At 47.1% G+C, this 20,639-nt stretch carries 23 protein-coding genes; 2 read left to right on the forward strand and 21 right to left on the reverse strand.

Annotated elements, in window-relative coordinates:
• Positions 1-87 precede the first annotated feature (87 nt).
• Complete coding sequence (locus tag ACFODW_RS15100; protein ID WP_390307621.1) at positions 88-399, reverse strand: hypothetical protein; 312 nt, start codon at positions 397-399, stop codon at positions 88-90.
• Positions 400-584: 185 nt separating this feature from the next.
• Here ACFODW_RS15100 and ACFODW_RS15105 point away from each other — a divergent pair, with 185 nt between their 5' ends.
• A complete protein-coding gene (locus tag ACFODW_RS15105) occupies positions 585-2,057 on the forward strand; it encodes a potassium/proton antiporter (RefSeq protein ID WP_390307622.1) in 1,473 nt (490 codons plus the stop codon).
• A 115-nt stretch (positions 2,058-2,172) separates the two neighbouring features.
• Positions 2,173-2,856, forward strand: a complete 684-nt coding sequence (locus ACFODW_RS15110) for a hypothetical protein (RefSeq protein ID WP_390307623.1) — start codon at positions 2,173-2,175, stop codon at positions 2,854-2,856.
• Between the two features lie 363 nt (positions 2,857-3,219).
• Here the strand turns inward: ACFODW_RS15110 and ACFODW_RS15115 are convergent, their stop codons facing one another.
• The 20 genes from ACFODW_RS15115 to fabG form a co-directional block, all read right to left on the reverse strand.
• On the reverse strand, positions 3,220-3,426 hold the full coding sequence (locus ACFODW_RS15115) for a CsbD family protein (protein ID WP_390307624.1): 207 nt from the start codon (positions 3,424-3,426) through the stop codon (positions 3,220-3,222).
• Positions 3,427-3,511: 85 nt separating this feature from the next.
• Positions 3,512-4,492: an MBL fold metallo-hydrolase gene (locus ACFODW_RS15120; protein WP_390307625.1), complete on the reverse strand. Its 981-nt coding sequence runs from the start codon at positions 4,490-4,492 to the stop codon at positions 3,512-3,514.
• Between the two features lie 17 nt (positions 4,493-4,509).
• A complete protein-coding gene (locus tag ACFODW_RS15125; RefSeq protein ID WP_390307745.1) occupies positions 4,510-5,520 on the reverse strand; it encodes an NADP-dependent oxidoreductase in 1,011 nt (336 codons plus the stop codon).
• Between the two features lie 64 nt (positions 5,521-5,584).
• Entirely contained in the window at positions 5,585-6,775 is a 1,191-nt protein-coding gene (locus ACFODW_RS15130) for an ABC transporter substrate-binding protein (RefSeq protein WP_390307626.1), read from the reverse strand.
• 47 nt (positions 6,776-6,822) lie between these two features.
• Positions 6,823-7,530 carry an ABC transporter ATP-binding protein gene (locus ACFODW_RS15135; protein WP_390307627.1) on the reverse strand — a complete coding sequence of 236 codons (708 nt, stop codon included), beginning with the start codon at positions 7,528-7,530 and terminating at the stop codon, positions 6,823-6,825.
• Complete coding sequence (locus ACFODW_RS15140) at positions 7,523-8,287, reverse strand: ABC transporter ATP-binding protein (RefSeq protein WP_390307628.1); 765 nt, start codon at positions 8,285-8,287, stop codon at positions 7,523-7,525. Before ACFODW_RS15140 ends, ACFODW_RS15135 begins: the two co-directional genes overlap by 8 nt.
• Before the next feature lie 4 nt (positions 8,288-8,291).
• The gene (locus tag ACFODW_RS15145) at positions 8,292-9,287 is read right to left on the reverse strand and encodes a branched-chain amino acid ABC transporter permease (protein ID WP_390307629.1); all 996 of its coding nucleotides are present in this window, start codon (positions 9,285-9,287) and stop codon (positions 8,292-8,294) included.
• Complete coding sequence (locus tag ACFODW_RS15150; protein WP_390307630.1) at positions 9,288-10,151, reverse strand: branched-chain amino acid ABC transporter permease; 864 nt, start codon at positions 10,149-10,151, stop codon at positions 9,288-9,290.
• An 88-nt stretch (positions 10,152-10,239) separates the two neighbouring features.
• Positions 10,240-11,910, reverse strand: coding sequence for a long-chain fatty acid--CoA ligase (locus tag ACFODW_RS15155; protein ID WP_390307631.1), 1,671 nt, complete (start codon positions 11,908-11,910; stop codon positions 10,240-10,242).
• A gap of 42 nt (positions 11,911-11,952) precedes the next feature.
• On the reverse strand, positions 11,953-12,747 hold the full coding sequence (locus tag ACFODW_RS15160; RefSeq protein ID WP_390307632.1) for an enoyl-CoA hydratase/isomerase family protein: 795 nt from the start codon (positions 12,745-12,747) through the stop codon (positions 11,953-11,955).
• Positions 12,713-13,504: a 2-phosphosulfolactate phosphatase gene (locus tag ACFODW_RS15165; protein ID WP_390307633.1), complete on the reverse strand. Its 792-nt coding sequence runs from the start codon at positions 13,502-13,504 to the stop codon at positions 12,713-12,715. The genes ACFODW_RS15160 and ACFODW_RS15165 overlap by 35 nt, the downstream gene beginning before the upstream one ends.
• Positions 13,505-13,525: 21 nt before the next feature.
• On the reverse strand, positions 13,526-14,584 hold the full coding sequence (locus tag ACFODW_RS15170) for a phosphotransferase family protein (protein ID WP_390307634.1): 1,059 nt from the start codon (positions 14,582-14,584) through the stop codon (positions 13,526-13,528).
• Between the two features lie 34 nt (positions 14,585-14,618).
• On the reverse strand, positions 14,619-15,023 hold the full coding sequence (locus tag ACFODW_RS15175; RefSeq protein ID WP_390307635.1) for an acyl-CoA thioesterase: 405 nt from the start codon (positions 15,021-15,023) through the stop codon (positions 14,619-14,621).
• A 33-nt stretch (positions 15,024-15,056) separates the two neighbouring features.
• On the reverse strand, positions 15,057-15,644 hold the full coding sequence (locus tag ACFODW_RS15180) for a TetR/AcrR family transcriptional regulator (RefSeq protein ID WP_390307636.1): 588 nt from the start codon (positions 15,642-15,644) through the stop codon (positions 15,057-15,059).
• 69 nt (positions 15,645-15,713) lie between these two features.
• Entirely contained in the window at positions 15,714-16,883 is a 1,170-nt protein-coding gene (locus tag ACFODW_RS15185) for a thiolase family protein (RefSeq protein ID WP_390307637.1), read from the reverse strand.
• A gap of 39 nt (positions 16,884-16,922) precedes the next feature.
• Entirely contained in the window at positions 16,923-17,696 is a 774-nt protein-coding gene (locus ACFODW_RS15190) for an SDR family oxidoreductase (RefSeq protein WP_390307638.1), read from the reverse strand.
• Between the two features lie 18 nt (positions 17,697-17,714).
• On the reverse strand, positions 17,715-18,920 hold the full coding sequence (locus tag ACFODW_RS15195) for an acyl-CoA dehydrogenase (protein ID WP_390307639.1): 1,206 nt from the start codon (positions 18,918-18,920) through the stop codon (positions 17,715-17,717).
• Positions 18,921-18,987: 67 nt separating this feature from the next.
• The gene (locus ACFODW_RS15200; RefSeq protein WP_390307640.1) at positions 18,988-19,392 is read right to left on the reverse strand and encodes a MaoC/PaaZ C-terminal domain-containing protein; all 405 of its coding nucleotides are present in this window, start codon (positions 19,390-19,392) and stop codon (positions 18,988-18,990) included.
• Positions 19,389-19,838 carry a MaoC family dehydratase N-terminal domain-containing protein gene (locus ACFODW_RS15205; protein ID WP_390307641.1) on the reverse strand — a complete coding sequence of 150 codons (450 nt, stop codon included), beginning with the start codon at positions 19,836-19,838 and terminating at the stop codon, positions 19,389-19,391. Before ACFODW_RS15205 ends, ACFODW_RS15200 begins: the two co-directional genes overlap by 4 nt.
• A gap of 18 nt (positions 19,839-19,856) precedes the next feature.
• Entirely contained in the window at positions 19,857-20,621 is a 765-nt protein-coding gene (gene fabG / locus ACFODW_RS15210; protein WP_390307642.1) for a 3-oxoacyl-ACP reductase FabG, read from the reverse strand.
• Between the last annotated feature and the right edge of the window lie 18 nt (positions 20,622-20,639).

The following is a 20,639-nucleotide window of genomic DNA, read 5'->3' on the forward strand; positions in this document are numbered from 1 at the left end:
TTGCTCTTGTGCCCTTTTTGCTATAAAAAGGGCTTTTTTTTCTTTTGGGCACCGTTGATAAGCCTGCCGCTTATGTTGGCAGGCTTATCAACGGTGCTTTCCACTGTGAATGATCTCATCCAGATTTGTTTCCGATTTTGTATGATTATGGGCATCACAATAATAGACAGTAGTAGTCACCCGATGGGAGATTTCACAAGTACGGGTTACCCGAAGGAAATTTTTCCAATAGGTATACTCATGGCTGTCAGCATGAATAATATCCTCAGTCGTACTGGATTCCACCCATTCATGTGTTGTATCTTCTCTCTCTTCCACCTGGGCTTGGGCTTCTCCCCCTAACCAGCCTGCACTGGCAAAAAAGCTGATGAACAGTAAGACAGCAATCATTCCGCGCAATCAGAACACTCCTTTCATACCACCAATTAACCTTTCCTACCTTACCCGAGAAAAGGGAAAATATACGGCCATTTCCAATTCCAGCCACAAAATGCCTATGGGCTTGAGGTAGGTGTTTAGCATATTTACTTCGGGTATAGTAATTAAACCATCACTTTAATTGTTCTGTTGCCGGAGGTCTGCGTATGTCAGAAGAATTAACCAATACTAATTTTTTCATTTTGGCAATCTCACTTATATTTATCATCAGCATCCTTGGAGTACAGTTTTCCACCCGTATCAATGCGCCTTCCCTCATTTTTTTCATTGGTATCGGCATGGTGGTCGGAGGAGATGTATTTAATTTAGTCCAATTCCGGGATCCGCAAATAGCCCAGCTTATCGGGATGATGGCTTTGGTCGTTATTCTGTTTGACGGCGGAATCAAGACGAATTGGGGAACCATACGCCCGATGGCGATGCCTGCCATCTCTCTTGCTACTTTAGGTGTATTCCTCACTTCCATGATTCTCGGGCTTGCAGCAAAGTTCATCTTTGGGCTAAGCTGGGCGGAATCATTCTTGATGGGGGCACTCGTGGGTTCCACGGATGCTGCCGCCGTGTTTGCCATGCTTTCCGGCAAAAATATCAATGATCGGCTGGACGCAACCTTGGAAGGGGAATCTGGTGCCAACGATCCGATGGCGGTATTCTTGACCGTGACCCTTATCTCGTTTGTCAGTGGTGAGAATGCAGGGATTTTGGGGCTTATTGGGCAATTCATATGGCAGATGGGCGGAGGGCTTCTGATTGGACTGTTGATCGGCTGGGTCGGCAGTAAAGGGCTACATAGGATCCACTTGGCCTCCAGCGGACTTTATCCTCTGCTTGCCTTTTCATTTGCTTTTTTAGCCTACAGCACTGCCTCACTAGCAAATGCAAGTGGCTTATTAGCCGTTTACGTCACCGCCCTGGTCATTGGGAACACCGGGTTGAAACAGCGGAACACCATCCTGAGATTTAATGAAGGATTCAGCTGGATTGCCCAGATTGTTATGTTCCTTTTCCTCGGCCTATTCGTTGTACCAGGAGATCTTTTCACATGGGACATTATGGTTCAGGGGCTTTTGCTGTCTCTTATACTCATGTTTATTGCCCGGCCTGTCGCAACGTTCATCTCTGTCGCAGGCATGAAATTCAATCTGAAAGAAAAACTGTTCCTATCTTGGGCAGGGCTGCGCGGCGCTGTGCCAATCGTCCTTGCCCTGTTTCCGATGCTCGCCGGCCTGGAGCATAGCCAGTTATATTTCAATATTATTTTCTTTGTCGTTCTGTCCTCAACCATTTTCCAAGGAACAACCATGGCATTAATTGCCGATAAGCTCCAAGTAGCCAAACCAACCGGACTGAATCCTCTCCATTCGTTGGACTTCCTATCGGTCGGAAAACAGGATATCCAATTATTGGAATATAAGGTGGATGAATCAACAACGGTAAATGGAAAAAAGATCAAAGAAACTGGCTTTCCAGCCAAAGCCAATATCGCCATCATTCTACGGGATGGAGACACCTTAGCACCGCATGGAAATGTTGAACTACAGAAGGGCGACCTCATCTATATATTGGTTCCAAATGATCAAATCGATGAACTGGAGAATGTATTGAGAGGAAGCGGTTAGCGGATACAATCTATTTATTGTACCCGCTTTTTGCCGTCCGATAAAAACTGGCTACCATACTATTTCCAGCTTGGTCTTATGGTACAATAGTAAAAAACATAGGGAGCTGGAAACCTTGAACAAGCTTTTACTTATAGTATTAATTTCCCTGTTCGCATTGGCTGCATGCGGCAGTGAGGAACCGGCGGATGCAGAAGGGAATATCGCCCAGGAAGAAGCAGAGGATGGAGATGCGGCCAATTCAGAAGTGGTTGCTGACGACGGAAGCGGGAATGATTCTGCCAATGAGGACGAAGCAGTCGAAGTAGACGAAGGACTTTTGAATGTGGAAATTACTTTTCCTGCCTCTTTCTTCGACTCAAACGAGGGTGTAACGAGCATCGAGCAAACCATTGCGGAAGCGGAGGAAATGGGAATCGATGAAGTCATCGAGAATGATGACGGTTCGCTGACTTATAAAATGTCCAAGCGGAAGCACAGAGAGCTAATGGACGAATATAAATCCGAGATGAATGCCACAATCGAAGAGATGGCTGGTTCAGGGGATTTACCTTCCATCCAGGATATAACCTCCAATGATTCTTTTTCTGAATTCACCATGGTAGTCGACCAAGCAGCATTTGAAAACAGCTTTGATGGGTTTGCTGCAGTCAGCCTGGGATTCAGCGGAATGTTTTATCAGTTATTGGATGGGGTGGACCCTGATGACTACGAGGTCACCATAAATGTAGAAAATGCGGAATCAGGAGAAATAATTGATACGATCATATACCCAGATGCATTTGAACAATCAGAGTAATATATTAGAGGGTGGGCCGCAAATAAACTGTTCGGCCTAGAGGGGGAACGAAACACTTCTTCAGCGGAGGAAATATGCGTAGACTCCTGCGGGAGGAAAGGCCTAGGCGAGACACCGCAGTGCGGAGCACAAGGTGGCTCACCAGCCGCCCGCGGAAAGCGAAGCATATTTCCGCAGCAGTTATCTCCGCTAACCTAAATGTTCGGCATTCTCCCTTCTAAATTAAGGCTGAAACACCGAGGATTCACCCTTTCTCCCCACTGGAGCCGGATGCCTGCTTAAGAATATAATATCACCTAGCATTATAATCTTTCACTCATGAAAAAAGGGGCAGCACTGTATGTACAGCGCTGCCCCTTTTTCCTAATCGGACTTGCGTTTCTTCTCCCAGGAGTTAAGGTTCTTTTTCTGGTTGCCGTGTTCATCCTTTGCTTCTCCCTGCATTCTTTCCACCATGCCTTCAGATTTTTTGCGGCGGTTTCCTGTCACTCTGCCCATCTCTTCTTTGGCCATACCTTTCACCTTATCTTTCATCCCTTTTGCTTTATCTCCAAAATTATTACCTGCCATTTTTGTCCCTCCATTAAAAATTATCCATCTATCGGTATATACCCATCCAATGGAGGGAGAAAAACAACTTGTTTATGGTCTCGAATCATACATAATACCAGTAACTGCCATTCTTCCATTCACGCTGACACTCCCCTTGATACCTTAAGTATTCCAAATGTGACAGCGTCTCCCCTATCGCAAACCGGATCTCATGGATGGTGAGATCTTTTCGAAATAATTTCAAGCACGCCTGATATACAGTGGCACCGCAGCTTATCGATTCAAGGGTTTCTTCCAACCGCTTCCCATGATGCTTCTGGATTTCGTCTATTCTCTCATTTGCCCCGTAGAAAGGCAGGCCGTGAGAAGGGACTACCAGTTCAGCATCCAGTCTCTTTATCTTCTTCAAAGAATCCAGATAGGACTTGAGTGGATCTGGATTTCCATGGAACCAATAGGAGATATTAGGTGTTATCTTCGGCAGAATATGATCCGTTGAAAGCAGGATATTTTCTTCCCTGTTGAAGAAGGTCACCAATCCATCTGAATGCCCTGGTGTGAAAATAACTTCATAATCATGAGGGCCTATGGCTAATTTCTCTCCTTCTTCAAGGAAATCAGTCACTTTGGGATATGGGGTGACCCGAGGGATGAAGTTTTCCGTGTTATTTGCCATCCTTCTTCCCATTTCACCAGGGATACCCGCCAATATATAATTATCTTGCAACTTCTTTATAAATTCCGGCCGCCAAGCTTGCAGGCCTAGATTGGCATCTGTGCGGGACATTCTGACTCTTGCCCCGGTCCACTCCTGCAGCCGGCCCGCAAACCCATAATGATCTGGATGGTAGTGGGTGACCAATATCTCAGCTACTTCCCTGCCGGCCAATTCCTTCTTCCACCTGGCTAGAGTTTCTTCATTATGCAAACCTGCATCAATTACCGTCCATCCATCTGATCCCTCGGCCATAAAACAGTTGACATGGTCGAGTCGAAAAGGAAGGTCCAGTGTAACTGAATACAGACCGCACTTTTGCAGCAGATTTTCTGCATGTTTGGCTGATTTCGGTTCTTGCATCGCCATCCGACGGGACCTCCTTTCTACTCCTCCGAAACTTTCACCAGCTGTTTACCTAAATTCTCCCCATTAAACAGACCGATAAAAGCCTGTGGGGCGTTCTCTAGTCCTTCTACCATATTTTCTCTGTATTTCAATTTCCCATCCCTTACCCACTGACCAAGCTGCTTAATTCCTTCCTCCTGCCTGTCAGCATAATCGGAGACAATAAATCCCTGCATCAAGGCGCTTCGCTGAATCAATTGTCCTTGAACTCGGGGGCCTTTCTCCGGCTCTTTCAAATTATACTGTGAAATTTGTCCACAGAGAATGATCCTTGCTTTGTAATTGATTCTCCTCATTACACTGTCAGAGATGGGGCCTCCTACATTATCAAAATAAATATCGACTCCCTCGGCAGCATGCAGCTTTACAGCTTTTGAAATCTCTTCTCTCTGATAATTGATTACTGCATCAAATCCCAACTCCTTTTTTAGATAGGATGTTTTTTCCTTTGAGCCTGCGATGCCGACCACCTTGCATCCGTATAGCTTGGCTATTTGCCCTGCAACAGTTCCTACCGCTCCGGCCGCTCCGGAAATGACCACAGTTTCGCCCGGCTTTGGCTTTCCGATGTCAAGTAAGCCGAAATAGGCGGTGAGTCCGGGCATCCCGACAATGCCAAGTGAAGTGGAAATGGGAGCTGATTCCGGATCTAATTTCCGCAAATGCTTTCCATCAGAGAGGGAATAATCAGCCCATGAGAGATTGCCCGTCACAATTTCCCCCTCTTTGAAATCCGGGTTCCTTGATTCAACTACTTTACCGACAACTCCGCCTGTCAGTACTTTCCCTGTTTCAAAAGGAGAAATATATGTCCTTACTCCTGTCATCCTCCCCCGCATATAAGGGTCTACGGAAAGATAGATGGTCTGAACCACCAATTCCCCTTCGCCGGGTTCGGGCACTCCTTCTTCCACCAATTCGAAGTTTTCGCCCGATGGCATCCCATCCGGCCTAGAGCGCAATAATATACAACGATTCGTTCCCCCCATTGTCATACCTCCCTTATTTTTCATAAAGAAGAAGCCGATGTTAGCGGCTTCTTCCTTGATTGAATCAGCCATCATATGGCACAATTTCTCCGTCCTCCACCGAACCATATCTTGTATCGATCTCAAACCCGCCGTTCTCGCCGATCGATGGAATGACATAAACCTTCTTATCTTCTGGAAGATTGTCCAGCCCATCTTGGATATGGCTGCGAATTGCCTCGGCATCTTCTACATTGCCTGCCGCCTTCATGGCTTCTACGAAAATATACATGGCAACATAGTGGAAGCCTGCTTCTGAACCTGGATCTTTATCATACTCCTGCCTGTATTTCTCAACAAAATCCGGCACTCCCGGGTAGTCCGCGTTTACTAACGGCATAGTACCAATGGCACCTTCAAATGGCTCATAGGAGTCTTCTCCTGTGACGTTTTTCATTTCATCCAGTTTTGCCTGGTCCATAATCATAAAGCCGCCTTCAAAGCCTAGATCTCTCGCTTGTTGCGCTACCTTGGCCGTCGGCTCGGATGGTCCGCCGATAAACAAGACATCTGGATCTTCTTCCAACGCGTTAGTCAGAAGGGTGAAGAAGTCTGTATCCTTGGAAAAGTCGACAGAAGATTCATAGACCACTTCTCCTCCTTCGCTTTCCCAGTGTGGCAGCAATGCTTCTGCCCAGTCCTTTCCATATTGGGTCACCGGTGGGATTGCCGCCAGCTTATTGCCAAAACGCTCCATGGAGTATTTCGTAAATGGCTCTATATACCCGTCATAGCTCGGTGGAATCCGGACAGTCAGCGAATTTCCGGCCTCCGTAATAGACGGCTCACTGGAATAAGCACCAATCAGAAACTTTTCCTGTTCATTAAACACCTGCAGTGCCGAGACCCCTCCGCTGTGCGGCGTAAAGATGATCGGCGTATCATTCTCCTGTACCAATCGGCGGGCATTGGCAGCTGTCTCGTTCGGCAAATATTTATCATCCAAGGCAACTACGTTCAGCTTATAGGTTTCCCCGTCAATTTCAAAGCCTTCTTCATTAATTTCATCTACCGCGAGTTCAAGGCCGTTCAGGGTATTCTCACCATAATATGCTGCTGCACCACTCAATGGGCCGCTATATCCTATGTTTACAACCTTCTCTCCATCACCTGCACCCACATCTGCCTGCTCTCCCGTATTTCCCGCAGAATCAATACAGGCTGCCAGCAATGACAGGAGCAACACCAGCATTACCACCATTCCCGCACGCTTCATCTATATCCCTCCCAAATTTAATATATCTACTTAAACACCCTGAATTTTTATGCACCAACATATGCCTTTCTGACTTTTTCATTGGCAAACAGGTCTTCCGACTTTCCTGCTACAACAATCCTGCCATTCTCATAGACATACCCTTTGTCTGCAATACTGAGAGCTGCATTGGCATTCTGTTCTGCCAGAAGGATGGTTGTTCCCTCCCGGTTGATCTGCTGGATGCTCTCAAACATCTGTTCAACAATCAACGGTGCCAGCCCTATGGAGGGTTCATCCAAGAGCATCAGGTCCGGCTTGGCCATCAATGCCCTGCCAATTGCAAGCATCTGTTGCTGTCCCCCGCTTAGAGAACCCGCAAATTCTCCACGCTTGTCGTACAAAATTGGAAACAAGTCGTACACTTCTTTCAACGTCATTTTTATTCCTTTCTTGTTTTTCCGATGGACATAGGCGCCCATGGTCAGATTCTGTTCCACACTCATCTGCGGAAACAGCTTCCGGTCTTCGGCACACTGCACCACACCCATTTTGACGATTTTATCCGGGGATTTCCCGCCGATTGGACTGCCATTGAACATGATTTCTCCTTCCTTGGGTTTCACCAATCCGCTAATCGCCCGGAATGTAGTGCTTTTTCCCGCACCGTTTGCTCCAAGAAGTACAACTATTTCTCCCTTTCCTACGGAGATGTCAGCCTGCTTGACCGCAGAAAAATTGCCGTAGTTTACTGTCACCTGCTTCAATTCAAGCACTGGCATCTCCTCCCAAATAGGCTTTTATGACCTCTTCATTATTATTGATTTCCTCCGGTGTTCCTTCTGCAATTTTTTCACCGTAATTGAGCACCATTATTTTGTCCGCCATATTCATGATCATTTTCATTTTGTGCTCGATGAGGCATACAGTTATCCCTTTTTGGGCCATCTTCTCGATTAAGAGGGACAGCTCTTCCGTTTCATCCGGATTGACACCTGCTGTCGGTTCATCCATGAAAACCACTTCCGGATCGGTAGCAAGAGCTAGGGCAAAGGCAACCCGTTTCTTTTCTTCCTGTGAAATGTTGGCTACCACCCTATCCGTAATATCGGAAAGACCGGCAAACTCAAGCACCTTCAATGCCTTTTCCTTACACTTCTCTTCTTCTTTCTTCAGCCGATTTGTGCGGAATATAGCATCAAATAGATTGGATTTGGTCCGGAGTCGGTGGCCAACTACCACATTTTCAAAAACGGTGGACCTATCAAACAGATTGGTCGTTTGAAAAGTGCGTGCCAATCCCAATTCTGCAATCTTATTGGGAGAAAGTGCCGAAATATCCCTCCCTTTAAACTTCACCTCCCCTGAGCTTGGGCGGTGGATGCCAGTGATCAAATTGAAGAACGTCGACTTCCCTGCTCCATTTGGCCCGATGATGGCGTTGACTTTCCCCCTTTCCACTGAGAAGTCCACCCCATTAATGGCTGTCAGTCCTCCAAATTTTTTGGTAAGATCCCTTGTTTCCAAAAACATTCAGTCACCCCTCCTGTGCTTGTTTTTTCAGGTTTGCCGCATATAATCTCTTCTTTTCCTGCCTATTAAACTGCCAATTACGGAAGGAACCGACAATCCCTCCAGGGGAGAAAATGATCAGCAATGTCAGTAAAGGGCCGAAAATAAGCATCCGGTAATCTTGCAAAAACTGCAGGTTCTGCGAAAGCCAGACAATCAGCAGTGTACCGATAAGTGGACCTGATAAGGTGCCGATGCCCCCGACAATCATGTAGGTTAGCAAATCAAAGGTGATGGTGGTGTAGGCAATTTCCGGGCCAATAAACCGTATGAAGCTAGCGTATAGGGCACCTGCCACACCAGCAAAAAAGGTAGAGAGAACAAAGGAGGTGATTTTATTTCTCCATGGTGAAATGCCGAGAGACTGGGCCAGCTGCTCGCTGTTCCTGATGGCGATAAAGGATCTTCCCGTCAACGAATTCACAATCCGATATACCGTAAAAATCACGAGCAGCAGCACAGCAAACACGAAGTAATACTGAGCAAGTGGAGTAGAAAGAGAGACAGGCCCAATATCGCCCGGTGCCGGTATTCCCATCAGCCCCCTTACTCCTTCGGTCAGGCTGTCCCATTTATCAATAACCAAGTAGATGATGTAACCGACACACAGCGTATAGATGGCAAAGAAATGTTCTTTTGTCCGTAAAGCTATCAAACCGATAAAAAAGCCAATTACACTGGTAATGAGCGGCGCTAGAATAAAAGCCGGCCAAAACCCCATCCCCGCTTTCACTGTCAATAAGCCGAGAGCGTAGGCACCGATGGCGAAGAAACCTGCATGCGCCAGTGACAGATATCCAGTAAACCCTGAGAGCAGGTTCAGCCCGTATACAGCTATTGCCCAGATGAAGGCCAATGTCAGAATGTGAATATAATATTGATTCGGAACAAAGAGAGGAAAGAGCAAGGCAAGGACAATTAATAATGCAAGCAGGCTTTTCTTCTCCAAAAGCTGTTTCACTTATAATCCCCCCTTGGCAAAGATGCCCTCTGGTTTAATAGACAAGATAGCCACGAGCAGAACAAAGGCAATGATATCCTTATAGTCACTGGAAATATAAGTAGCTCCGATACTCTCACTGAAACCCAGAATATAGCCGCCAAGGATTGCACCGGGAATGCTCCCCATTCCTCCGATAATAATAATGACAAAAGCCTTTAGAATCACCAGATGCCCCATCCCTGGAAAAACCAGATTAATAGGAGAGGACAAGGAGGCGCCGATGGCAGCCAAAGCCCCTGCGATAAAGAAAGTAAGAATGGCCACCTTATTGGTATTCACACCAACCAATGAAGCTCCTTCGCGGTTTTGTGCCATCGCTACAATGGTGGCACCGGTAAATGTCTTCTTCAAAAATAGATAAAGTAGTATCATTACCACAATGGTCGCCCCTACAATCAAAAGGCGCTGGCCTGTAAACGTGAGTCCTGCGAAATTGATGACACCGCCATATGGGGTGGGCATCTGCCGGAAATCTGCTCCCCAGATCAGTTGTGCCAATGCTTCCAGAAACAGCAGGATACCAATAGCAGCCACCTTATGCTGAATTGGTGTGGAGTGGCGTAAAGGATGGAACACCAACCTTTCCATCAGAACACTTGTAAGGCCTACAACCAATATGGAAATCAGAATCGCCATCCAATAATTCATCCCCAGGTACACCATCATGGTTAATGTCATATACCCACCCAGCATATATAGGGCACCATGGGCAAAATTGGGAATATGCAAGATCCCATATACGAGAGTCAGGCCTAAGGCTACCAAGCTATAAACACTGCCGACGGTCAACCCATTGAACAGCTGCTGCAAAAATATATCCACTCTTTCCTCCCCTTCCGCAAAACAATGATAGATTTGGGAGTACAGGGGGTGACTCAAGGTGACTCCCCCTATACTCCTAGTCCGAAAATCACTGCAACTTCGACTTTTCCCTTTCCTTCTCCTGCAGTTTCCTCCACAGTATCTTTCCACTGCTTGTCGTCGGCAATGAATCCAGGAACTCCACATGGCGCGGGTATTTATATGCGGCCATATGCTGCTTGCTCCATTCAATGATCTCTGCTTCTGTAACCTTTTCCTTTTGCTCCTGTTTCAGGATAATGAAAGCTTTTACTGCCTCTCCTTTTTTGGCATCCGGTATGCCGACCACACATGCCTGCTGTACTGCAGGATGCTTATAAAGGAAGGATTCAATTTCTGTCGGCCAAACCTTGTATCCGGACGTATTGATCATTCGTTTCACTCTATCAACCATAAAGAAGTAGCCCTCTTCATCATATCTTCCTATATCTCCTGTACGGAAAAACCGTTTCCCGTCCACTTCTATAAAAGCGTTTTCATTTTCTTCGTCCCGATTATAATAGCCAGTCATGATCTGTGGGCCGTTCACAATAATCTCTCCTACTTCTCCGACCCCCAATTCCTTTTGTGTTGCTGGATCGATGATTCTTGCATCTACATCGAACGAGGGAATTCCAAGGCACTGCATCTTTGGCCGGTCTGAGGGGTTGAAATGGGTTTGAGCAATTGTCTCCGATAGCCCATACCCCTCTACGAATTTGAGACCTGTCAACTGATAGAGCTGCTCACCCACGGCTTCCGGCAGTGCAGCACCCCCGCCGGAGATCGAGATCAGGGTAGAAAGCTGTTCCGCTCTCAGTTGTGGGTTCGCAAGGAAGTCAATGAGCATGGTGCTAATCGCCACCCAATTGGTGCAATGCTGTGTTTCAATCAGCTCTACTGCGACGTTTCTATCCCACCTTGTCATAATGACCATGGTCCCACCGCTATAGATAGGCATATGCATACTGTGGACCATCCCGGTCACATGGAAAAATGGCAAAGTGGCCAAATGAATATGATCTGCCGTCGCACCCGCCCAGTTTGCCGCTCCCACCGTGTTTGCCTGGACAGTACTATTGGTATGCATACATCCCTTGGGAAGGCCGGTTGTACCGGACGTATACGGAAGCACCGCCAAATCTCCGGCCTCTATTTCCCTTTCCTGCGGGCCCTCTGGGATTCTTATACAATCTTTCCACTGATAATGATTGACGGAGCTAAAATCTACAGGTGGCTTTTTCACTTCTTCCGGCAGGCCCAGCGGAAAATGATCGCCAGCATAATCGGAATATGCTGCAATGATAAGATTCTTCAGGGAAGTAGCCTTCAGCAAGGGAGCAACCTTCCCATAGAGCTCCTGCCCAACCAATGCATGCAGAATCTCACAGTCTTTCACATAAAATTCAAGCTCTTCAGCTGTCAGCATAGGATTGATCGGCACTACTGCTCCTCCGGCCTTCAAGATGGCATAATAGCCAATTACGAATTGAGGGGAATTCTGCATATACAGAAGAATTTTTTCCCCTTTATACACTCCTAGTTCTCCCTGGAGGAAGCCGGCAAGCGAATCTACTTCCCGCTGCAGCTGGCGGTAGCTGATTTCATTTCCATAATAGTAGATGGCTTGATGATCCGGATACCTGCTGGCACTGACAGACAAATTATCATAGAGAGGTGTCTCCGGAATGGTCAGCGATTTGGATAATTTTGGCCAATATTCATAATGACGGGTTAACATTTATTCACTCTCCCTTAATTATGAGTCAAACATCCTACCATTCTACTGTCTGCTATTTTTAAAATCCGGCTGCCTTTTCTCTTTAAATGCCGCCACCCCCTCCCTATGCTCCTCAGAGGTTGCGACAGTTGCCTGGGTGATCCGTTCTTGTTCAAGGATCTCCTCCAAGTTGGCATTCAATGATTGATCGGCAATCTTTTTTATGAACCCATATGCCGAAGAGGGACCTTCTGCTATCCTGCGAACAAACTCTCCGGCCTTTTCTTCCAGCTCTGCAGCAGGGTAGACATGATTCACAATTCCCAGTTGATGTGCTTCCTCGGCGGTAATCGGCTCTGCATTAAACATCAATTCCTTGGCACGGTATGGACCGATCTGTCTAGTAAGAAAATACAAGCCTCCCCCGTCGGAAATCAGTCCCACTTTTGAAAAACTCATAATGAATTTGCTTGTATCTTCTGCGAGAATCAGATCGCAAGCCATCGCCAGATTGAATCCGGCACCTGCTGCATAACCATGGACTATTGCAATAATTGGCTTCTCCAACTCTTTCATCGATAGAATCAACCTATTTAAATTTCCAATGTGGGCATAGGTATCCATTGGGGTGTTGCTGCCCATTCTTTTGACATCACCACCTGCGCTGAAAGCACGTCCAGAACCTGATATAGTTACCGCCCGCACCGTGTCATCCGAACCAGCTTCACGTACCGCCTCGGAAAGGCCAGAAATCATCTCCGTACTGAATGCATTGAGGCTTTCCGGCCGGTTCAATGTAATGTTCATGATTCCATTCTCTTTTTTAATCATCAGATGATCGGTTTGTGTTGACTGCATGAACTTCTCTCCCATCCTTCTTTGTTTCCGCGGCGACCACCGCCTGATCGGTATTTACATAGGACACTATCGGATAAATATCCTTTTGCAATACAAAATCGAGCTCATGAGCATATCCGTGCTTGACGATCATCTTCCCTACACTAGAACCATAGAGGAGTTTCCTTCCATCGTCGGCTGCACCTTTGTAGAACTCATGGGCTGCAAGGGCAGCATCCGAGTATTGCCAAGTTTGTTCTGAATTGGCTGTTAGATTCTCTATGAAATAACCTGCCCCATAGAAGTCCTCAATATTGAACTCACCCGACGAACCGGCACATACGAGAAGAACCGTTTCATTACTATGATTTTCAAGCAGATGCTGGACGACAGCCTGGGTATTCAGCAAAGAAGCCACATAAACCACTTTTGCCCCGGAGGCCTTTCTAACGGCAACTGTCCCATTGGTAGTTGACAACACCACCGACTTGCCGGCAACCTCCTTTTCCAGCCCTTGTGGATATGGTGCAAGAAACCCTTCAATTGTCACGCCTTGATACTCACCAGCTAGAACAAAGCTCCCTTCCTCTCTGCCCGCCGCCTCTTCCATTGCAGCTTCTCGATCTAGAACAGGGACTACTTCTCTGGCACCATAATGAAGAGCAGCTGTAATTGCAGTTGTCGCAAGCAATATGTCAAAAACAACCACAATTTTATGATCATCCAGCCTTTGTTCATCCAATTCTTCTTTCCTTAAGAGAACATGTAATTTTGCCATTCTTCCCCACCTTTTTATCCATCATATCTTCCTGCCGGCAGTCTCCTGTGCGTACTGAATGAGGTTGCGAACATAGGAATTCAAATTGGCGAAGCGCTCATCTTGGGTCTGCCCCTTCTTCCACCGATAATAGATTTGCTGACAAATGACGGCGAGCTTAAAATAGGCGAAGGTCAAATAGAAATCCATATGGGCAACGTTCCTTCCGCTTTTCCTTGCATATGCCTCCATGAATTCTTCCCTCGTCATAAACCCGGGATGGACGGTGACCGATTCTTCTCCCAATCCTTTCCTCAGCAGTGGAGAGTCCCCTGCCTGTGTCCAGTAGCTCATGGCCACCGCCAGATCTGCCAATGGATCGCCGACGGTTGTCATTTCCCAGTCGAACAGTCCGACCAATTCACTGAAGTCGTCATTGAACATGGCATTATTCAACTTGAAGTCATAATGGATAATCGTCGGCGGCTGGGAAGCAGGTATATGATCAACCAGCCATTTCTTCAGCAAGCCTTCTCCCTGGATATCATCGGTACGCGCCCGTTCATATCGTTTAATCCAACCATGCACCTGACGTTCCATGAACCCCTCCGGCTTCGTCATATCTTTCAGTTTTGTTTTCGAGTAATCAATCGCATGGAGCTTAGCAAGCGTATCCACCATCTTTTGCGATATGTTGCGGCATAGTCCTTCTGTCACCTGAACCCCCTCGGGAAAAGAGGTATCCAGTACCCTTCCATGCTTTCTCTCCATGACAAAGAATGGGCTTCCCAATATATCTACTTCCGCAAACAGATATGGTTCAGGGGCAGGTGGAAAATGAGGGTGAAGTTCCTTGATGATCGTAAATTCTCTTTTCATATCATGTGCTTTCGGAGCAACGGGGCCGAGCGGCGGCCGCCGCAGCACTGCTTCCCATGACCCCATTTGCAGCTGGTAAGTCAAATTGGATCTTCCCGCACGGAATTGAGTGACCTTAAGCGGCTCATCCGGCAGTCCATGAAGATGGTGCCGTAGATAGTCTTCCAATTTTTCCAGATTCAGCTCTTCTCCTTTACGGACGGGGATGGTCTCTGCTGACATCTCTTCCCTCCTAAACTGAATATTCTGACTAACATTAGTGTACGGCTAGATAATTTTCCAGTTTTCGCCGTACATGGTCCGGAATTTTAATGGACGTTTGTTCTTCATAGTTATAGCACACCGTTACAGCGTGTGACTTTGCGACTATTGCCCCTGTCATCGGATTAACCAGCTTATGATAGACTGTAAAACTCTTTCCTCCCACCTTCTCCACATCTGTCAACAGCCTCAACTCCTGCCCCGCATATGCCTGCGATACATAATCACAGGAAATAGACGCCAGGATAAAGTTGAAGGTATCATCCCTTTCCGGGCATATTTCCTGGAAGAATTTAGTACGTGCTTCTTCAAAATAAAGGAAATAACTTACATTGTTGACGTGGCCGGCAGCATCCGTTTCAGCAAACCGTACATAAATGTCAATTTCATGCGAAGCCATAAATTCCCCCCTTTCCATCTTCTGGTTTAGTAGTTATTTTCGAGGATTCCCATCCTCTTCATTCTTAATTCCATATAAGAAGATATCCATATAGATACGGGTGAGCTCCTCTTCGGATAATTCTCCTTCTGGATTAAACCAGTAAAAGCTCCAATTGGTCATTCCTAGCAAGCCAAAGGTGAGGATATCGGAACGGAGATCTGGCTTGAAGGACCCATTTTTTATTCCTTCTTCTATCATTTGCTGGAATCCAAGCCTGAATGTTTGGCGTTTCTGCCGGATCTCCTCTGTATGTGTTTCATCCAGGTTACGGCCTTCCCGATTGAAGATTCTCGCACTTTGCCTTTGTGTCCGGATACTGCTGATTACCAGAAAGATAATACTGTATAATTTATCCACCGACCCTTTACTGGAATCATTCAGCACTTGTTCCTGCTTCTCCAGCAAACCTTCAATATAATTAAGGTGGATATCCTTCAGCAGCTCTTGCTTGCTTTTGTAGTAATAATAAAAGCTCCCTTTCGTAACACCGAGATAGTCGACAATATCCTGTATGGATGTCTCACTGTATCCCTTGTCATCAAACAAACGGATACTAGCTTGCATGATCTTATCCTTCATATGCCAATTTCCTCTCCACAAATTATAACTCTATCTTACAGCATATAGATTTTGTCGACTACAGCTTCATTAATCTCTTTCAATAATGGCCGAGATTCCCTGACCGCCACCAATACAGGCAGTAATTAATGCATATCTTCCTCCAGATCTCTGCAATTCATGGACAGCTTTGGTAACAAGAATCGCCCCCGTGGCTCCAAGCGGATGGCCGTGGGCAATGGCCCCTCCGTTTACATTCACCTTATCCAGATCCATTTCCAGCTCTCGGTCACAGGCAATCACCTGTGCTGCAAAAGCTTCATTAATCTCGATAAGGTCCATATCCTCAAGTTTCAAACCGGATCGTTTCATTACTTTTCTTGTAGCTGGAACCGGCCCAATTCCCATAAAATTAGGATCCACCCCGGCCACTGCAGAGGCTCTGACTGTCGCCAGCGGGGCCAGCCCCAATTGGTTTGCCTTCTCCCTGGACATGATGACAAGTGCAGAGGCTGCGTCATTAAGTCCGGAGCTGTTCCCCGCAGATACACTGCCGCCATTCTTAAAAGCAGGAGGCAGTTTTGCCAGTTTTTCCTTGGTAGTGCCTGGACGGGGATGCTCATCCTGCTTGAAAACAACCGGCTCTCCTTTACGGACAGGTACAGTGATTGGAACAATCTGTTCGTCAAAGCGCCCTTCTTCCATTGCAGTGGCCATTCGCTTCTGGCTTCTTACTGCAAACTCATCCTGTTCTTCCCTGGAAACGTTATATTGATCTGCCAGATTTTCCGCTGTGGTGCCCATCGGCGGATCACCGATCTCCTCTGGGGACAGCTGGGATTTCCGGAACTTTGGCAGCGCCGGACTGTATGCCTTGGACGGGCGGTCCATCAGATAAGGGGCACGTGACATGCTTTCTGTTCCGCCGGCAATGAAAACATCGCCTTCCCCCGCGCGGATAGCCTGGGCAGCAAGTACTATCGCATTGATACCGGAGCCGCATTGCCGATCCACCGTGAGCCCCGGCAATTCTGTCGATAAACCAGATTGCAAAGCAGTGAGCCTGGCAATATTTCCTCCTCCGCTTAATACATTGCCGAAAATCACATCATCAATTGCGTCCGGAGTAATTTTCGCCCGCTTGACTGCCTCTTTGATGGCTTCTGCACCGAAGATATGGGCGGGTACGGATGCCAACGCACCACCCTGCCTGGCAATCGGCGTCCGGACCGCCGATACAATTACAGCTTCTCTGTTCATCTATCCATCCACTCCCCAAATAATTTTATAAGCCGACTACTACATTGCATTTGATCCTCCATCCACGACAATCGTCTCTCCTGTTATATGATTGGAAGCAGGCGTTGCCAGGAACAAGGCTACACCTTTCAGATCGTCTTCCCCTCCGAATTTCCGAAGCGGTGTCCCTTCCAGAATTTTGTCCCCTCCTTTTTCCAACAGTACTTTCGACATCTTGGTAGGAAAGAAGCCGGGAGCAATTGCATTTACAAGAATACCCCGTGGCCCCCATTTAACAGCAAGGTCTTTTGTGAAGGTGATGACAGCACCTTTACTGGAATTATATCCAATAGCATCCATGAACCTAGGGTCAGAACCTCTCAGCCCGGCTGTGGAAGCAATATTGATGATTTTTCCGGATTTCTGTTCTGTCATTACCTTGCCCACAGCCTGCGACATAAGGAATGTCCCTGTTACATTCACATGAAGCACCTTTTGGAAGGCTTCGAGTGGCATCTCATCTACCGGGGCTCCCCAAGAGGTGCCACTGTTATTGACCAGAATATCGATAGACCCGAATGTCTCCATGGTTTTATCTACTACACGCTGGACATCAGCCGGATCCGTAACATCACAGGCAAGCGCAAGGGATTCCGCCCCTATCTTCTTCAACTCCTCACTTACCTCCCTGCAGTTCTCTTCTTTCCTTGAACAGACGACCACATTTGCTCCAGCCTCTGCAAACCCTTCGGCAATCTGCTGGCCAAGGCCACGTCCGCCGCCGGTAACAATCGCCGTCTTACCGCTCAGATCGAACAGATCCTTAACATGCATCCCCATGTCCTCCCCATATTATTGGTATTTTTTCAATTCCTGTTTGGCTATCGTCCTCCGGTGCACTTCATCCGGCCCATCCGCCAATCGCAGTGTACGGATGTTTGCCCAGCTGGAAGCAAGCGGATAGTCATCACTTACCCCTGCTGCCCCGAATGTCTGAATGGCCCGGTCAATAATCTCCAGAGCCATATTAGGGGCAACTACCTTGATCATGGAAATTTCTGCTTTTGCCTCTTTATTTCCAACCGTATCCATCATGTAGGCGGCCTTTAAAGTAAGCAGCCGAGCCTGCTCGATATTGATGCGTGCATCTGCTATCCATTCACGAATCACTCCTTGTTCGGCCAGCTTCCTGCCAAATGCCTCCCGATCCTGGGCACGTCTGCACAAAAGTTCCAATGCTCTTTCTGCTGCCCCGATTGTACGCATGCAATGATGGATTCTTCCCGGCCCTAGTCTTCCTTGGGCGATCTCAAATCCTCTTCCTTCTCCCAGGAGCATATTAGAAGCAGGAACACGTACATCGTTATATTCAATTTCCGCGTGTCCATGAGGAGCATGGTCGTAACCGAAAACCGGCAACGGCCGTTTCACCGTTACACCAGGAGTATCAAGTGGGACTAAGATCATCGACTGCTGTTTATGTCTGGGAGCCTCCGGGTCACTCTTGCCCATCACAATCGCTATTTTACAGCGGGGATCGGCTGCACCGGATGACCACCATTTCGTGCCATTGATGATATACTCATCATTCTCCCGCACAATGCTTGCTTTGATATTGGTGGCGTCAGACGAAGCCACATCGGGTTCGGTCATTGAAAAGCATGAGCGTATCTCTCCATCCAGAAGCGGGCGCAGCCACTCTTCCTTTTGGTTTTTACTTCCATACCGTACCAGCACCTCCATGTTTCCTGTATCCGGGGCAGCACAGTTGAATACTTCCGGTGCCATCGCCGACCGGCCCATGATTTCACATAATGGCGCATATTCCAGGTTAGTAAGTCGAGCACCATACTCGCTTTCCGGAAGAAAAAGATTCCACAATCCTTCCTCTTTTGCTTTTTGCTTCAACTCCTCCATTATTGGTGGAATGGAAGAAAACCGGTCTTCTTCGTTCAATTGTTCCATGTAAACCCGCTCGTTCGGATAGATATAATTTTCCATAAACTGATTCAGTCTTTCCTGATAGTCCTTTACTTTCTTGGAATAATCGAATTCCATGGCTGACACTCCCTGTTTTTATATAGTCCTCCGCCATTTTCGGAATCAAATCTCGCACTGATAAATATCAGGCATATTTGGAAAAACGCACCTTCCCTTTGATTACATCTTTTCCTTTTTGATTCACGGCCCTTACCCGAAAATCCAAGAACGAATCGGATTGGTCTTCCACCTCGGCCTTCAATGTAAGAACATCCCCAAGAAAGACCATCCCGGAAAACCGTATGCTGTAATCCTGGATAAACCCTTCTTCATAATACGGCGTGAACAGCTTTGCCAGATTGCCCATCGTCCACATCCCATGGGCGATGATCCCGGGAAGTCCTGCCTTTTCAGCTTCTTCATCGATGGTATGGATTGGGTTGAAGTCGCCGGAGGCCCCAGAATACTTAATCAAATCCATTCGGGAGACTGGACCGAGTGTTATCTCCTGCAGTGAATCACCCGTATGAAGCTCTGCAAAATTTTTCATACATTCATCGCCTTCCTCACCGCTTCCGTAATAATGGTAATCATTTCTTCCGTGAATACGACATTTCCTTGAGCATCTTCTCCATACCTCTTCATGACAAGAAACCCCATTCGCCCATTACCGCCGGACTTTTCGTAATAATCCTCTACTTCGATGTGACAATAGATTTCCTCTCCTACTAATAGGGGACGGGTATAATGGTAGTTCTGCTCACCGTGGATCAAGCCTTTTTTCGGCAAATCCAGCCCCTCTACCGTTCCATAATCAAAGACCCTCGGAAAGGTCGGTGGTGCAATATTCCGGCCATATCTGGATTTCTCCCCTGTCTCTTCATCCAGATAAATCGGATGCTGATCTCCAATGGACTCGGCAAAGCGCCGGACCAGCCCACGCTCCACCACATTTTTTACCTTGTCGGATTTCCTTCCAACCATGTCTTTATACATGGTTACAGCCCCTTTCTATTAATCTTTTGGCCCACCTGCAACATAAATGACCTGTCCGTTGACAAATGAAGATTTCTCATCCGCAAAGAATGCGACTGCATTGGCGATATCTTCCGGCCTGCCGCTTCTGGCAACTGGAATCTGACTGACAGCCCCTTTCACAAAGTCATCAAATGGAACGCCGACCCTCTCGGCGGTCGCTTTCGTCATCTCGGTTTCAATAAAGCCAGGTGCTACGGAGTTTGCTGTAATCCCATATTTCCCAAGCTCAATGGCCAATGTTTTCGTAAAGCCCTGCAATCCTGCTTTAGCGGTGGAATAGTTCGCCTGGCCACGGTTTCCAAGTGCAGATGTGGATGAAATGCTGATGATTCTTCCATATTTTTGCTGCACCATATATTTTTGAGCGGCTCTAGCAGCGTTGAATGACCCTTTCAAATGAACATCCATTACCTGCTGCCAGTCACTGTCGGTCATTTTAAATAGCAGATTATCGCGGATGATTCCTGCATTATTTACAAGGATATCAATCTTGCCGAAACTGTTTACCACATCTTCGACTGCCGCTTCCACTTCATCTGCTTCAACCACGTTTGCTTTCTTTGCCAGTACGTGAGCTCCTTGCTCCTTAAACTCTTGTTCGGCTTCTCCAAGCGCCTCTTCATTGATATCAAGGATAGCTATCTTAGCCCCTTCTTCGGCAAACCGTTTGGCTACTCCTTTTCCGATTCCCCGGCTTCCGCCTGTTACCAAAGCTACTCTTCCTTCAAACCTTCCCGTCATGTTAATACCTCCAGAATG

It is taken from the genome of Virgibacillus sediminis (assembly GCF_042643265.1).
Taxonomy (GTDB): domain Bacteria; phylum Bacillota; class Bacilli; order Bacillales; family Amphibacillaceae; genus Virgibacillus_O; species Virgibacillus_O sediminis.

Bases quoted from the DNA above. Each gene is read 5' to 3' on its own strand.
- ACFODW_RS15105 (WP_390307622.1), top strand. From the start codon at position 585: ATGTCAGAAGAATTAACCAATACTAATTTTTTCATTTTGGCAATCTCA.
- ACFODW_RS15115 (WP_390307624.1), bottom strand. From the start codon at position 3,426: ATGGCAGGTAATAATTTTGGAGATAAAGCAAAAGGGATGAAAGATAAG.
- ACFODW_RS15120 (WP_390307625.1), bottom strand. From the start codon at position 4,492: ATGGCGATGCAAGAACCGAAATCAGCCAAACATGCAGAAAATCTGCTG.
- ACFODW_RS15125 (WP_390307745.1), bottom strand. From the start codon at position 5,520: ATGGGGGGAACGAATCGTTGTATATTATTGCGCTCTAGGCCGGATGGG.
- ACFODW_RS15130 (WP_390307626.1), bottom strand. From the start codon at position 6,775: ATGAAGCGTGCGGGAATGGTGGTAATGCTGGTGTTGCTCCTGTCATTG.
- ACFODW_RS15140 (WP_390307628.1), bottom strand. From the start codon at position 8,287: ATGTTTTTGGAAACAAGGGATCTTACCAAAAAATTTGGAGGACTGACA.
- ACFODW_RS15155 (WP_390307631.1), bottom strand. From the start codon at position 11,910: ATGTTAACCCGTCATTATGAATATTGGCCAAAATTATCCAAATCGCTG.
- ACFODW_RS15160 (WP_390307632.1), bottom strand. From the start codon at position 12,747: ATGCAGTCAACACAAACCGATCATCTGATGATTAAAAAAGAGAATGGA.
- ACFODW_RS15165 (WP_390307633.1), bottom strand. From the start codon at position 13,504: ATGGCAAAATTACATGTTCTCTTAAGGAAAGAAGAATTGGATGAACAA.
- ACFODW_RS15170 (WP_390307634.1), bottom strand. From the start codon at position 14,584: ATGTCAGCAGAGACCATCCCCGTCCGTAAAGGAGAAGAGCTGAATCTG.
- ACFODW_RS15175 (WP_390307635.1), bottom strand. From the start codon at position 15,023: ATGGCTTCGCATGAAATTGACATTTATGTACGGTTTGCTGAAACGGAT.
- ACFODW_RS15180 (WP_390307636.1), bottom strand. From the start codon at position 15,644: ATGAAGGATAAGATCATGCAAGCTAGTATCCGTTTGTTTGATGACAAG.
- ACFODW_RS15185 (WP_390307637.1), bottom strand. From the start codon at position 16,883: ATGAACAGAGAAGCTGTAATTGTATCGGCGGTCCGGACGCCGATTGCC.
- ACFODW_RS15190 (WP_390307638.1), bottom strand. From the start codon at position 17,696: ATGCATGTTAAGGATCTGTTCGATCTGAGCGGTAAGACGGCGATTGTT.
- ACFODW_RS15195 (WP_390307639.1), bottom strand. From the start codon at position 18,920: ATGGAATTCGATTATTCCAAGAAAGTAAAGGACTATCAGGAAAGACTG.
- ACFODW_RS15200 (WP_390307640.1), bottom strand. From the start codon at position 19,392: ATGAAAAATTTTGCAGAGCTTCATACGGGTGATTCACTGCAGGAGATA.
- ACFODW_RS15205 (WP_390307641.1), bottom strand. From the start codon at position 19,838: ATGTATAAAGACATGGTTGGAAGGAAATCCGACAAGGTAAAAAATGTG.
- fabG (WP_390307642.1), bottom strand. From the start codon at position 20,621: ATGACGGGAAGGTTTGAAGGAAGAGTAGCTTTGGTAACAGGCGGAAGC.